Source organism: Dorea sp. AF24-7LB, assembly GCF_003478575.1.
GTDB classification, from domain to species: domain Bacteria; phylum Bacillota; class Clostridia; order Lachnospirales; family Lachnospiraceae; genus Dorea_D; species Dorea_D hominis.
The window spans coordinates 1-12,237 of record NZ_QUFR01000021.1 but is presented as its reverse complement, the minus strand read 5'-3'; the positions used below and the strand labels follow the sequence as shown (position 1 = coordinate 12,237).

Annotated in this window: 13 protein-coding genes and 1 pseudogene; 3 read left to right on the top strand and 11 right to left on the bottom strand. The window is 43.4% G+C overall.

Annotated features, from left to right (window positions below):
- Positions 1 to 102: 102 nt before the first annotated feature.
- Positions 103 to 762, top strand: a complete 660-nt coding sequence (locus tag DWY31_RS13575; protein ID WP_118332822.1) for a hypothetical protein — start codon at positions 103 to 105, stop codon at positions 760 to 762.
- A gap of 25 nt (positions 763 to 787) precedes the next feature.
- Here the strand turns inward: DWY31_RS13575 and DWY31_RS13570 are convergent, their stop codons facing one another.
- The 7 genes from DWY31_RS13570 to DWY31_RS13540 form a co-directional block, all read right to left on the bottom strand.
- Positions 788 to 2,551 carry a recombinase family protein gene (locus DWY31_RS13570; RefSeq protein ID WP_118520950.1) on the bottom strand — a complete coding sequence of 588 codons (1,764 nt, stop codon included), beginning with the start codon at positions 2,549 to 2,551 and terminating at the stop codon, positions 788 to 790.
- Positions 2,548 to 2,700, bottom strand: coding sequence for a hypothetical protein (locus DWY31_RS13975; RefSeq protein WP_158575519.1), 153 nt, complete (start codon positions 2,698 to 2,700; stop codon positions 2,548 to 2,550). The genes DWY31_RS13570 and DWY31_RS13975 overlap by 4 nt, the downstream gene beginning before the upstream one ends.
- Positions 2,701 to 2,792: 92 nt before the next feature.
- A complete protein-coding gene (locus DWY31_RS13565; protein WP_226855230.1) occupies positions 2,793 to 2,966 on the bottom strand; it encodes a transposon-encoded TnpW family protein in 174 nt (57 codons plus the stop codon).
- Between the two features lie 461 nt (positions 2,967 to 3,427).
- Positions 3,428 to 3,670 (bottom strand): helix-turn-helix domain-containing protein, encoded by a 243-nt coding sequence (locus DWY31_RS13555; RefSeq protein ID WP_002604473.1) that lies wholly within the window; start codon positions 3,668 to 3,670, stop codon positions 3,428 to 3,430.
- The gene (locus DWY31_RS13550; protein ID WP_002604474.1) at positions 3,654 to 4,091 is read right to left on the bottom strand and encodes a sigma-70 family RNA polymerase sigma factor; all 438 of its coding nucleotides are present in this window, start codon (positions 4,089 to 4,091) and stop codon (positions 3,654 to 3,656) included. The genes DWY31_RS13555 and DWY31_RS13550 overlap by 17 nt, the downstream gene beginning before the upstream one ends.
- Before the next feature lie 473 nt (positions 4,092 to 4,564).
- Complete coding sequence (gene rlmN / locus DWY31_RS13545) at positions 4,565 to 5,548, bottom strand: 23S rRNA (adenine(2503)-C(2))-methyltransferase RlmN (RefSeq protein WP_002584956.1); 984 nt, start codon at positions 5,546 to 5,548, stop codon at positions 4,565 to 4,567.
- Positions 5,549 to 5,564: 16 nt separating this feature from the next.
- Positions 5,565 to 5,750, bottom strand: a complete 186-nt coding sequence (locus DWY31_RS13540; protein WP_003431289.1) for a cysteine-rich KTR domain-containing protein — start codon at positions 5,748 to 5,750, stop codon at positions 5,565 to 5,567.
- Positions 5,751 to 6,148: 398 nt separating this feature from the next.
- Between DWY31_RS13540 and DWY31_RS13535 the strand changes: the two genes are divergently transcribed.
- Together DWY31_RS13535 and DWY31_RS13530 are read left to right on the top strand one after the other, a co-directional pair.
- Positions 6,149 to 6,505 (top strand): helix-turn-helix transcriptional regulator, encoded by a 357-nt coding sequence (locus tag DWY31_RS13535; RefSeq protein WP_002584957.1) that lies wholly within the window; start codon positions 6,149 to 6,151, stop codon positions 6,503 to 6,505.
- 54 nt (positions 6,506 to 6,559) lie between these two features.
- Positions 6,560 to 6,745, top strand: a pseudogene (locus tag DWY31_RS13530) (hypothetical protein); the annotation flags it as partial.
- A gap of 19 nt (positions 6,746 to 6,764) precedes the next feature.
- Here the strand turns inward: DWY31_RS13530 and DWY31_RS13525 are convergent.
- The 4 genes from DWY31_RS13525 to DWY31_RS13510 all read right to left on the bottom strand — a co-directional run bounded on the left by DWY31_RS13525 (position 6,765) and on the right by DWY31_RS13510 (position 11,751).
- Positions 6,765 to 9,176, bottom strand: coding sequence for an ABC transporter permease (locus DWY31_RS13525; RefSeq protein ID WP_117529029.1), 2,412 nt, complete (start codon positions 9,174 to 9,176; stop codon positions 6,765 to 6,767).
- Positions 9,177 to 9,190: 14 nt separating this feature from the next.
- Positions 9,191 to 9,856 (bottom strand): ABC transporter ATP-binding protein, encoded by a 666-nt coding sequence (locus DWY31_RS13520; RefSeq protein WP_019162602.1) that lies wholly within the window; start codon positions 9,854 to 9,856, stop codon positions 9,191 to 9,193.
- A 177-nt stretch (positions 9,857 to 10,033) separates the two neighbouring features.
- A complete protein-coding gene (locus tag DWY31_RS13515) occupies positions 10,034 to 11,065 on the bottom strand; it encodes a sensor histidine kinase (protein WP_117529028.1) in 1,032 nt (343 codons plus the stop codon).
- Entirely contained in the window at positions 11,062 to 11,751 is a 690-nt protein-coding gene (locus DWY31_RS13510) for a response regulator transcription factor (protein WP_019162604.1), read from the bottom strand. The genes DWY31_RS13515 and DWY31_RS13510 overlap by 4 nt, the downstream gene beginning before the upstream one ends.
- Between the last annotated feature and the right edge of the window lie 486 nt (positions 11,752 to 12,237).

Sequence of the window (12,237 nt, the reverse complement as noted above, 5' to 3'; positions counted from 1 at the left end):
CAAAGTGAAAACTGCGCCACAGCCTTCGCAGGCCATCGCGCAGCGATTTAGTTCAATTCCGGTTTATAGAGTTAAAAAATATAAGTGAAGGAGGCATGTATTATGAAAAAAGTAATCTATCTGCTTGTATTATGTATGGTGCTAGGAATGGCTGGATGTGGAACGAATCAAGAAAATAAAGAACCTGTGTCTGGAAATGTGTCCGTAGAAATAGAAAATAAAGAAAATGATGATGTAGTACAAAATGAGCAAACAGCAGATACTGGCTCATATCCTTCATGTGTTATGGTTGATGGTGTTATATATAAAGACACAGGATATGTAGCGTCAATGCCTGGTTGCGGAACAATGGATGGAGAAATTGTGTCAACAGTGGCAGGGACAGAGTTACCATCTGAAAATAATCAATCAAATTTCGGAAGCGGATATCATTATCAAAGGAGTTCTGAAGGTCAGCTCATAGTAGTCATTGATGACGAACGAATCATATTTAGAGATATTGAAAAAGATGATACGTCTATTCCAATAGAGGTTATCAATTTTAATGCAAAAGTAAAAGAAATTACCGATGATGGAGAACTTCTTGTAACGCATGTGAGTACAGCTGAAGGCTTTTGTCAGATGAATGATGGAGAGTATTATGTATCGGCAGAAAATTTAGCGGAAGATGTTCAGGTGGGAGATATCGTTACAATATGGTTTAATGGAATGATTCAAGAAACATACCCTGCTCAACGGGGCGGTGAATTAAGAAAACATTGAAGCAAGGGACGGTATAGCCAAACGGCTATGCCGTTCTTTGCTGTTTTTGAGTTGTATTTTGGGCTTTTTCTTTTGCCCGTTCAAAATCAAATGCACCGATGAAGTTATAAACAATCGTGATTTCCCTTGTCTTGGATTTCTTATCGGTATGGGAAACCTCGATACGGTCTATAAACTCCCGCAAAATGGAAGCGTCAAGTTCCTGCATATCGGTGTACTTCTTTACGACGCTGATAAACGCCTTAACGTTGGTTTTTTGCTTTTCCTGCTGCTTGATTTCTTCCCGCAACACTTCTGCCATTGATTTTAAGTTTTCCTGCTCCAACTCATAATCACGGGACATTTTGATAAACCGTTCATCTGATAATTTCCCGGTTACATTGTCCTCGTATAAATGCTTGAACAGGTTATCCAATTCGGCAATCCGGCTTTCGGCTCTGGAAAGTGTTTCGCGCTTGCGAGAAAACTCCGCGTCGCGCTCCCGTAAACGGCTGTCCGCTGCTTCTTGGATAAACTCGGCTTCGTACTGCGTTACATACTCGATTGCTTCCCGCAAGTTCCGCAAAACAATTTCGTGCAGGACAACATTTTTAATGGAATGGGTCGTACACAAATCTTTGCCTTTCCGATAGGTCGAACAGATAAAATACTTCTGTTCTTCGGTAAAGTTCGTTGCGCGGCATTGATACATCTTGCCGCCGCACTCTGCACAATAAAGCAGCCCGGAGAAAATACCCATATCGCCCATTTTGGTAGGACGGCGGCGTGATCGGCGTATGTTCTGCACAATGAGGAATACGCTTTCTTCCACAATCGGCGGCTGCGTGTTCTCAAAGATCACCCATTCCGACGGGTCGTTCCACAACTTCTTTTTGCTCTTGTAGGATTGCTTGCGGGTCTTGAAGTTTACGGTATGCCCTAAATACTCTATGCGTTCTAAAGTGCGGGAAACCGTTTCATTTGTCCATTTATATGGGTTAGCCGTTGGCTTGTTGGTAACAGGCCGCCCCTTTGCTTGGGAGTAAGCTGTCGGATTATAGATTTCGTGCTTTTCTAACCATTTTGCAATCTGCGTCGGTCCCATGCCGGAAACGCACAATGCGAAAATCTGCTGCACAACGGCTGCGGCTTCCTCGTCTATAATCCACTTCTTTTTGTTGTCCGGGTCTTTCATGTAGCCGTAAGGCGGGATTGTGGTAAGATGTTCGCCGGATTTACCTTTTGATTGCCAAGTAGCGCGTATCTTCTTTGAAGTATCGCGGGCGTACATCTCATTGAACACGTTGCGGATTGCGGTAAACTCATTTTCGCCCCGCGTACTGTCTACTCCGTCGTTGACAGCGATAAAATGCACGCCAAAATCGGGAAACAGCATATCGGTATAAAAACCGACTTGCAAATAATCTCGCCCAAAACGGGACATATCCTTGACGATAACGCGCTTGATTTTCCCCGCCTTAATATCGGCTAACATACGCTGAAAGCCGGGGCGGTTGAAGTTTGTACCGGAATATCCGTCGTCCTCGTCATAGTGCCGATAGGCAGTAATCCCATGCTCCCGGCAGTACCGTTCCAAAATCTTCTTTTGGTTTGCAATACTGTTGCTCTCGCCCTCTAATTTGTCCTCTTGCGAAAGTCTTTCATATAAAGCCGTTATACCCTCGTCCTGCGTGTCCTGCTGCTGATCGCGCACATAGAATTGCAAGACATTGTTTGAAATGACTTCGCGGACTTCCGCGCTTAACACTTTGGGGGCTGCAATCTGCTGAAAGGAAAAAGTGTTACTCATCTGCGCTCACCACCTTTCGCGGCAAGTGCAGCGTTCCCGTTCCGGCTTGCGTAGTAAAGAAGTCTTTGCATTTGATTGTCAAGGTACAAAGTATCTGTTTGAAGTGCCGCACGAAAATAGTATGCGGTCAATTTATCCGACTGTTTCATGTTACCTCCTATTCCGACAGCCGGACAAACAGGTTATATATATTATACCACATAACCCGCCGCCCGTCTGCAATAGGAGAGTATTTTCGGCATTATACCGGGCTTTTTTCTCGTTTTAGGTCATTGTGGATTAGGCGGCGTACCTTTGTCGCGGCGTCCTCTTTTACACCGTCTTTTACAACGGCTTTGACGATATAGGTTATATCCCCGATCTTGTATTCGCGTACAATCGGGGATTTTGCTTCTTGTTTATTTGTTTGTTCCATAGTAGAAAATCCCCCTTTCGTGGGATAGAAAGAGAATATTAAACTGAAAAGGCAAAAACGGGCGGTTGTTAGCTGCAACCTCACGGGAGTTTCACCCCGGCCCATGCTTATGGGTGCGCCGCGCAATACTTTGAGGGTGTTCAACGCGGGAGTATCATTGTGCCGCCTTGTATGTCGTCGCCCACAAGCTGCTAAACTTGTTTTACGGCGAGGTAGTTCTCGCTCGGCTTTCCCCGTAGGGGGAAAAGCTGTCATGGCGTACCCGCCGACTGGCTCGGTACAGACGGAATGTACCCGTTGCCTGTTATGCTGCGCACCAAAGGCCGCTTTCTTTGTCAAAGAACAATAGGCTTTGTCGGCCTGCAAAAGCACATCAACAGCGGATATGCTTTTGCGGAACGACAAATAGCCCATAACGGGAAGCGTGGAAAGGGGACACGCTCCCCGCATGGGCTAAAAGATTATCCTACATGAAAAGCAAGGGTGCGGGTAATAAGGCGCACTTGCAGCCTGTTACGCATTTCCTCGTCCACATAGGAATAGGTATTGCCCGCGTCGTCTTTCAGCGTGCGGGTACAAAGTTTCGCTATGTAACCCTCGTAGTGCTTCAAGATCGCGCACATGGCGGTTGTGTCGCCGTTTGCCGCTGCGGAAATGACAGGGAACGGCAACAGATTTTCAGACTTCCTAACGGTATTCATCATCTGCTTTTCCCTCCAAATACTGTTTGATTTTCGCAAGCGCGGATTTCCTGTGCCGGAAAACCGTCGTGCGTACAACATTCAGCAGTTCGCCAATTTCCGCGTCGCTCATATCCAAGAAGTAGGACAAAAGGATAATGTCGCGTTTCCTTTCGGGCAAAGCGTTAAGGGCTTCGGCAAGCAGTTCATTTTTGACGAGTACATCAAAGCCGGACACTTGAAAACGGAAATAATCGCTTTCGTATTCGTCCGTTGTGAAAAGCTGCGCGAGTTCGCTTTCGCTCAAATCCGAAAAAGTAACTTCGCGTGCTGCGCGTTTCGCAAGAGTGCGACGGTGGCTTTTCGCTTCGCCGACCAAAGTTTTCTTTGCTAATGCGTCGTACTGATGTTGTATTCTTTCCTTGTCGGAAGAAGATAGCTCCATAGAGTTCACCTCCTTCCCGCGTGGAGTAGAGGACGGGAGTTAAGGGCTTGTCCTCTCTGCCCCTTTCGCTCCGTACCCGTTCGGGAGATGGCTCTTGAGTGCGCTTTTCAGAAAAAAGTTGAAAAAAGCAAAATGCGCCCGTCCGCAAGACGCGGACGGGCGCAAAGGAAATGTAAGCAGTAGCTAAATGTATTGACAGTTCACATTCATAGCCGGAATATCCCGCTTGCGGAGCATAGCTTTTTTTGACCGCAAAGCATTAGGCGGGTTACAGTAAATAAAAATGGACACGGCGATACCTCCCCGATACCGCCGTATCCTTAAAAAAGGGCGACTTTAATACACTACCCGCAATCCATTCTATAATAGGGAACAGCGGCTTTTGCGCAATATTAAATAAAAAAGCCGATAACACATAGGTTTTTTGACCTAATGCGTTATCGGCTCTGCGTCTATGCGTCTGGCACTTTTAATCATTTTTTTTTGAATTTATTATATGTGTTAGCTAACTGTCCACAAGCCGCGTTAATCTCTCTGCCATGAGAAACTCTCATAGTAACTTCAAGTCCTGCTTGCTCTAATTGATGTTTGAATGCAACTATTTCCCGTTTCTGTGGTGCTTTAATTCTTGAATTGCTTGTTGGGTTGTATTGTAACACGTTAATCATAACTTTTTTGCCCCGAAACCATTTTGCAAGTTGTCTTACATCTGAGGGCCGGTCATTTATACCCGGTAAAAGCAAATACGCAAAGACAATTTTGCGATTATGCCTTTCAGAATAGGATAAGGCTTGCTTAACAACATCTTCAATAGCATATATGCGCATGTGAGGAATAATACGATTTCTTGCAGATTGTGTTGCTGCGTGTAAAGATATTGTCAACTGAATTTTAAGATGTTCCTCGCGCAATTTTTTTAATTGATCGACCGGACCAACTGTTGATATGGTAATGCCGTCGGTTGGAAAGTTGAGCCCATATCTATCTCGGAGAATATGGATTGCTTTTATCAAGTTGTCATAATTGAATAAAGGCTCTCCCATACCCATAAAAACGATACGGTTTACTTTTCGACGCAACAATATAATCTGTTGTACGATTTCTGACGATGTTAGATTACGAACAAAGCCATTTCGCCCGGACTCACAAAAAATACAACCAACAGGACAACCGACTTGTGTGCTCACGCAAACAGTTCCACCATCTCGCCGCTTGATAAAAACCGTTTCAATGTATTTGTTGTCTTTCAGTTCGTAAACATACTTTTCAGTATCACTGCTTTTGCAAATATTTTTTACCAACATTGATAGATTTTTTTTGCGTGGTAATTGCTTATATAATTCTTCATATAAGGCTTTTGCTTCATTCTCGCCAATAACTTCCGACATTTCTTTGTAAGTAAATCCGTATGGATCATTCCGTACTTCCGCAGGCGTATATTTAGGTAAACGTTTCATTTTTATATCCTTTCTTCTAAATAATAAAAGTTTGTTTTTCTGTATTTTTGATTACAATCTCTAATTTTTCTACATCAATGATATGCGTCAATTTGCATTTAGGGCAGAAAAGAGGAAAATCTTTTAATACAGTATTATGAAATACTTGAACTCTCGTCTTTCCGTTACAAATCGGACATTTTATCCAATATTTTTTAAGCATTATATTTCACTCGTCCTTTTTACACAAAAAAATGCAGGTCAATCCTCAACATGAGCATTGACCTGCATTTATAATGCACAGAGCAGTACAACAAAACTAAGGCATAGCTTGCACTATGTCTATACTATATCTATACGTCGTTAGTTTTTTGTATAGCATCCGCAAAATAAGCATGACAAAAAAGCCCATGTTGAAAATGGGAAAATCCTTTTTTTCAATGCTTATCTAATACGCATGCTATGCAACATAAACGCCGCCTCCTTTTACATAAATTTTATTTTATCAGAAAATCAGTCTACTGTCAATACACAACAGGAAGTATTTAACCTAATGATATGAATTGTGTGGACATATCCAAAAAGAAAGGTGAACTGTAAAATGTAACAGGGTGAATGAAAATGGCAAAAAGACCCGTACCATTGTACGACTTTAAGGCTTTCGGGGCAGCTATAAAAGCCGCGAGAAATGAATACGGCGAGAGCCGCAAAAAGGTAAGCGACGAGTTATATATTTCCCCGCGCTACCTTGCGAATATCGAGAACAAGGGACAACAGCCGAGTTTACAGGTATTCTATGACCTTGTAACCCGGTATCATATTTCGGTAGATCAATTTTTCTTCCCGAACAGCAATGCGGAGAAATCCACCGGGCGGCGGCAGCTTGACGCGCTGCTGGACGGTATGAGCGATAAAGGCATACGGATTGTAACCGCAACAGCAAGGGAGATAACGGAAGTCGAAAAAGCAGAGGATTAACCTCACAATATGAGAAATCGGGAGATTGCAGCGCATGGCGGCTGCAATCTTTACCGGGTAAAAAATACCTCAGGCTTTCCGGCTGACCGTCTGGAAAAAATACAGGCTGCCTTTGCCGACTTTAAGAAAGAAGCATTACAGAGAAAAAAGGCTGTAAAAACAGGAACAGCCAGCCCGAAAGAATTTACGGACTGGCTGTATCAACAGAGTGATATTATTTTGAAATTAACTACCTTTTAAGTGATGTCTATACAAAAGATCATTCCTCCCTTATGGCAGACAAGATGCTTGTTTTCTTCAACTCGGATTTTGCGTATGCAGTGAAAATCAAATATATAACTGCTAAAACAACGACTAACGCCAGTAGAAACAGCCACGGCAATACCAACGTAATGCAATGGTTTACCGCATCCAATCGTCTACAAACAATTACACTTAAAATGCTTCCAAATACAAGAGCTATTACCAACGAACCTCCGAGGTAAATTCCAATCTCACGACTCAACATAGCTTTTAGCTGCTTCTGCGTTGCCCCAACAGCTTCCAGCAGACCAAATTCCCGTTTTCTGTTCTGAAAATCGACCATCAGCATATTCATAAGACTGATGCTTCCAAATGTAAACAGGATCGCCGCTGCCATATATAGTGCCTTTATCGACGAACTATACCGATACTGAATGTTTTTAATTGTCTGTTCAATCGTATTAACCGATATTTTACCGCTCTGCTCTGCAATTTCTTGAACCGCGCTTAGAACTTCATCAAAATGATTGGGAGTGATCTTGAGCGCCAAGATGCCAGTCTGATCTGTTATACCTGTCAGATTCTTTGCCATATCGTATGTCATCATAAAATACGGACTGCCTGGAACAACCGGATTGCGTTCCATCAAATCGGTCGGGTCATAGGTGCCTGCAACAACTGCGTTGATATTAAACGTGCTGCCATCGGGAGAACGCCCTTCCAACTGCAAGGTGTCGCCAACGCTCGCAATATTCTCTGCAACCAATATTCCGTTTCTTTCGGTCATATCATCGTAATCTGCCGTTCCAGACGATAAAACCGCTTGCTTTTCTGCCAGTTGTTCACGGTTCAGTGTCGGGAAATCATTCATGATACTTGTGAGAGAACCACTCCCGCCGGGGAAGGTAATGGACATATGGACGCAGTTAAATGCAGTTATTTTTTCTACTCCGGCAATGTTTTCCAAGTCATGCCGTAGTGTCTGGCTTTCAAGCGGGTTTTCTTCCAGTTGCAGCTTTGAACTTCCGTATGGCTCAGATTCTTTATCAAACGAACTGCCGACTTGATTTTTCACCTGCAAAAGAATACTGCCAGCAGGATAGTGTTTGAAAGTTGCCTGTTTTTCCGGATCAATAGAGCCTGCAACCGTAGATGCGCCCAGCAATAGCGCACCGCTTACGCCCAGCATCACAAGCGTCAAAATAGCTTTTTGCCTGTTACGCTGGATATTGATTCTTGCGAGATTGTGGGGTGACAGATTGCGATGCAGCTTTGAACTGGCTTTTGCTTTCCCTGAATAAGCGAGGTATCTTGCACCCTCAATGGGAGAAGTATTCATTGCAACTCGAACTGGCTTGAAAATCGCAATATTCACCATTACAACACCTACTATGGCAATCAGCACCGCATAGATGGCAACCGTTTTGATTTGAAATCCCTTCGGATACACAATAAATCCAATCAACAAGCCAGCAATTAGTCCAAGAGGAATACCAGTAAAAGCATACCGGAGTCCTTCTTTTCTCACCATCCGTTTAATTTGCTTTTTTGTCATTCCGATTGTCCGTAGCTGACCAAACATCTGCACGTTCTTCGCAATCTTCGTGTAAAAGACCCCATACACAATCGTTGCAGCCAGCACCGCAGTCAATGCAGCCAGCAGAGGGATTGGGAGCTGGATGCCAGATTGAACAGCTCCGGTCATAATAGCAGAATACTCCGTGAGATATACCTGATCTTCCACAATGCCTGTGTTTTCAATGACTTTATCCGTAAAATCAAGAAGGGTTTCCGAGCGAATGGCATCTGTATTCAGCCGCGTATATGCTGTTACTTGAAGATGATTCATTAAGCTCATGGCAAGTTCTTTGCTCAGATAGACGAAATAACCATCACTCTTGCTGCTTTCGCTCAAAATGCCGGAAAGCGTGTATTCTGCCTCATGCCCCGTGCCGGTTACATCAAAAGTAATGGTGTCACCGGGGTGATATGACTTCCCCAAAAAATCAATATAATTCTGTGGGAGCATGATCTCATTTGCCTTTTGCGGTGCTCTGCCCTGCAAAGATTTTTCTTCCTGATGCGTAAAATAATCTTCGCTTCCATAAGCGACCGTAATTGTTTTATTGCCTGAATAAAAAAGTCCGATTGCAGCATATTCGCCAATCCATTGAACATCTTTGTTTTGACGTAAACCGGATAACTGGTCATCTGTTATTCCCAGAATTGCAACCTGCGCTTTACTGCGCTGTGTATTCTTAAATTCTTCCTGCGCGCCTGCGGATATTAGAACGATTGAAAAAATCATGCAGACAGAAAGGGCAATCGTGAGAAGCAGAAAGGCTTTGCTTCGTTTGTCTGTTTTCATGCTCCGATTTGCCAGCTTTTTTATGATAGCGCTGGTATCATTTTCAAAAGGCCATGTCATAGCTTTCCCCCTCCTTATTCCACAATCTTTCCATCTTCAATGCGGACAATCCGATCTGCAAGACGGGCTATGTCGTTGTTGTGGGTAATCATCACGACAGTTTGCCGGAACTCCGCACTGGTACGCTTGATAAGTCCCAGCACCTCGGCGCTGGTCTTGCTGTCAAGGTTGCCGGTCGGCTCGTCAGCCAGTACAATAGCCGGTTTGGTAATCAGGGCGCGGGCAATCGCCACACGCTGCTGCTGTCCGCCGGAGAGATTGTTCGGCATATTTTTCAGTTTATCTTCCAGCCCCAACAAGTGAACGATCTCGTCCAAAAACTTCTGATCCACCGTGTCCCCGTCCAGCTCCACCGGCAGGACGATGTTCTCATACACATTCAGGATGGGAACAAGGTTATAGTTCTGAAAGATAAAGCCGATGTTGCGGCGGCGGAAGATAGTAAGCTGTTCATCGTTCATTTTCGACAGTTCTTTGTCCCGGACAATCACATTGCCGGAAGTGGGTGTGTCCAGCCCTCCCATCATGTGAAGTAAGGTGGATTTGCCGCTGCCAGATGTTCCCACAATAGCCACAAACTCGCCGTCCTCCACGGAGAAGTTCACACCGTCAAGGGCGTGGGTAATGTTCGGCTTTGTGCCATAATACTTTTTCAGGTCGATAGTCTGTAAAACGCTCATATTCAAAACTCCTTTCAAGGCTTCCTGCCTGTTGATAAGGGTATTATAAAACCCAAATGTCCGCGAAATGTTACAGCGGCCAAAAAATTTCATTGAAAATCGGGGTGAAATGTTACAACGCTCGGACATTTCAAAAAAATTTACGGCGGGCAGCCGAAAATGGCCGTCCGCCGCGTTCTATTTTGTAGGCAGCATAATAGAAAATTCCGAACCCTTGCCCAGCTTCGAAACCACTTTGATATAGCCGCCCTGCCGCGTTACGATCTCGCGGGCCAGATACAGGCCAATGCCCACGCCCTGCTGTTCGTGTACTTCTTCCTCACGATAAAAGCGTCGGAAGATGGCAGCCTGATTGCTTTCGGAAATGCCCTTGCCGGTGTCGGTCACTTTGATCTCCACATACATTTCCCACTGAACCACTGATACAGAAATCTTTCCACCTGACGGAGTGTATTTTACTGCATTGTCCAGCAGATTGAAAAGGGCTTCGCTTGTCCACTTGCTGTCATGGGAGATTATCAAATTTTCCGGGCAATCCACGGATACAGCAATTTCTTTTTTCTCTGCGGCATATACAATACTGCTCATAGCTTGTGCAAGCGTATGGAATAAGCTGCTGTCTTTCTTTTCTAATCGTATTGCTCCGGTTTCTAACCGGGATGTTTTAACCAGTGCTTGGAACAGAAAATCCAGTTTATCAGTCTGACTGCGTATGCCTTGCAAAAAGTCCATCCGTTCTTCTTCTGAAACAGGCTTTGTTAAAAGTGTGTCCGTTACCATTTGCAAATTGCTGACAGGTGTTTTGACTTGATGCGAAATATCAGAAATCAGCATTTGAAGCTCCTGTCGTTCCATGTCTACCTTGTGCCGATTTTCCTGCATAATCTCATACAACCGGATTAAGCGGTGGTTGATACGGGCAAAAAGAGTTTCACTATCATTTGACTTTTGTAATTCCTCGTTTCCATCAATCATGTTGTCCAGCGTCCGGCACAAATTAGAAGTAAAATGAGAAAGGCGTTTTCCAAAAAACAGCACCAATAGCCAAATCCAGAAAAATGCACAGAGTGTCAATGTTCCACCTGCTATGAAAATTCGTATATCCTGCATTATACCGCCGAGAATACCGGTAATTACCAGCATAGAGAAAACCATGCCAGCACTAATCAGTCTACAAATTTTCTTAGCAGAAAGGTTATTCAGTTTCATTTCTTTTCGCCTCCTGTCCATTGATAACCCATACCGTAAACCGTTTTGATATATGTGTCGCCATCCGCTTCAATCTTACTGCGAATGCGGCTGATAGAAGTAGTAAGGGTATGTTCATCTACATATTTTTCATCAATGTCCCACAGCCTTTCCAAAAGTTGTTGGCGGGTAAGTACCTGCTTCGGATTTTTAAGAAATAGGTTCAGCATTTTATATTCCATCGCAGAAAGCGCTAATGGTTTCCCGTTCAAGCTTGCAAATTGTTCCGAAAAATCCAGAAACAGGCTGCCATCCTCGTAAATATCCTTAGCTGGTTTGTGATGTTCCAACATAGCGAACATGGCTTTGATCTTTCGCTGCAAAGCACTAATCGAAAAAGGTTTCGTGATATAATCCACTGCACCAGCTTCATATCCTCGTATCTGATCGCTTTCCTGATCGTTGGCAGTTAGAAATATAACTACTGTATCAGGATGCTCTGGCTTGATAAGACGGCATAGGTCATAACCATTTCCGTCTGGTAAATTTATATCCAGCAATACCAAATCAAAAATGTTTGTTTTTAATGATTCAGCGGCTGTCCTTGCATTCAGAACAGAAGTTATTGTGTAACCGTCCAATTCCAAATTATAAGTAAGCGTTTTATTCAAAAGATTATCGTCTTCGACAATTAAAATCTGCTTCATATTGTCACTTCCTTTTCTTTTTGCAGATAGTATAACAGGCAAATGTCCGAGAATTGTTACAAGGACAAATATATTTTTCATTTTACAGCTTTTTTCTGTGTACTGCAATTTTATAAAAGAAAGGACAGCAGTGTCAAATTGCTGTCCTTAACGAACATATTTAATGAAACATCGGAACCATCTTCTTTTTGTTGTCTACCTATAATAACGATTGGAGTAATCGATTATAGACACTGCAATCAAAAAAATCTGAAAATATATTTATCAACATTACATAAAAATGTGTAGATGCACATAAAATGGGAATACATATTGAAATTCAGGTCGTTCTGTGATAGAATCTCATTACTAAAAAGTGTGTAGGTGCACGGAAATGGGGAGTGTAACGATGGAGATTAAAAGAGACGCTTACCTACAGCAGCTGATCGAGCGAAAAGATAATGGAATGATAAAGGTGATTACCGGCATTCGTAGATGTGGCAAATC

What these genes read in the sequence shown, in the direction of transcription:
- DWY31_RS13575 (WP_118332822.1), top strand. Translation starts at nt 103, where the DNA reads ATGAAAAAAGTAATCTATCTGCTTGTATTATGTATGGTGCTAGGAATG.
- DWY31_RS13570 (WP_118520950.1), bottom strand. Translation starts at nt 2,551, where the DNA reads ATGAGTAACACTTTTTCCTTTCAGCAGATTGCAGCCCCCAAAGTGTTA.
- DWY31_RS13975 (WP_158575519.1), bottom strand. Translation starts at nt 2,700, where the DNA reads ATGAAACAGTCGGATAAATTGACCGCATACTATTTTCGTGCGGCACTT.
- DWY31_RS13565 (WP_226855230.1), bottom strand. Translation starts at nt 2,966, where the DNA reads ATGGAACAAACAAATAAACAAGAAGCAAAATCCCCGATTGTACGCGAA.
- DWY31_RS13555 (WP_002604473.1), bottom strand. Translation starts at nt 3,670, where the DNA reads ATGATGAATACCGTTAGGAAGTCTGAAAATCTGTTGCCGTTCCCTGTC.
- DWY31_RS13550 (WP_002604474.1), bottom strand. Translation starts at nt 4,091, where the DNA reads ATGGAGCTATCTTCTTCCGACAAGGAAAGAATACAACATCAGTACGAC.
- rlmN (WP_002584956.1), bottom strand. Translation starts at nt 5,548, where the DNA reads ATGAAACGTTTACCTAAATATACGCCTGCGGAAGTACGGAATGATCCA.
- DWY31_RS13540 (WP_003431289.1), bottom strand. Translation starts at nt 5,750, where the DNA reads ATGCTTAAAAAATATTGGATAAAATGTCCGATTTGTAACGGAAAGACG.
- DWY31_RS13535 (WP_002584957.1), top strand. Translation starts at nt 6,149, where the DNA reads ATGGCAAAAAGACCCGTACCATTGTACGACTTTAAGGCTTTCGGGGCA.
- DWY31_RS13525 (WP_117529029.1), bottom strand. Translation starts at nt 9,176, where the DNA reads ATGACATGGCCTTTTGAAAATGATACCAGCGCTATCATAAAAAAGCTG.
- DWY31_RS13520 (WP_019162602.1), bottom strand. Translation starts at nt 9,856, where the DNA reads ATGAGCGTTTTACAGACTATCGACCTGAAAAAGTATTATGGCACAAAG.
- DWY31_RS13515 (WP_117529028.1), bottom strand. Translation starts at nt 11,065, where the DNA reads ATGAAACTGAATAACCTTTCTGCTAAGAAAATTTGTAGACTGATTAGT.
- DWY31_RS13510 (WP_019162604.1), bottom strand. Translation starts at nt 11,751, where the DNA reads ATGAAGCAGATTTTAATTGTCGAAGACGATAATCTTTTGAATAAAACG.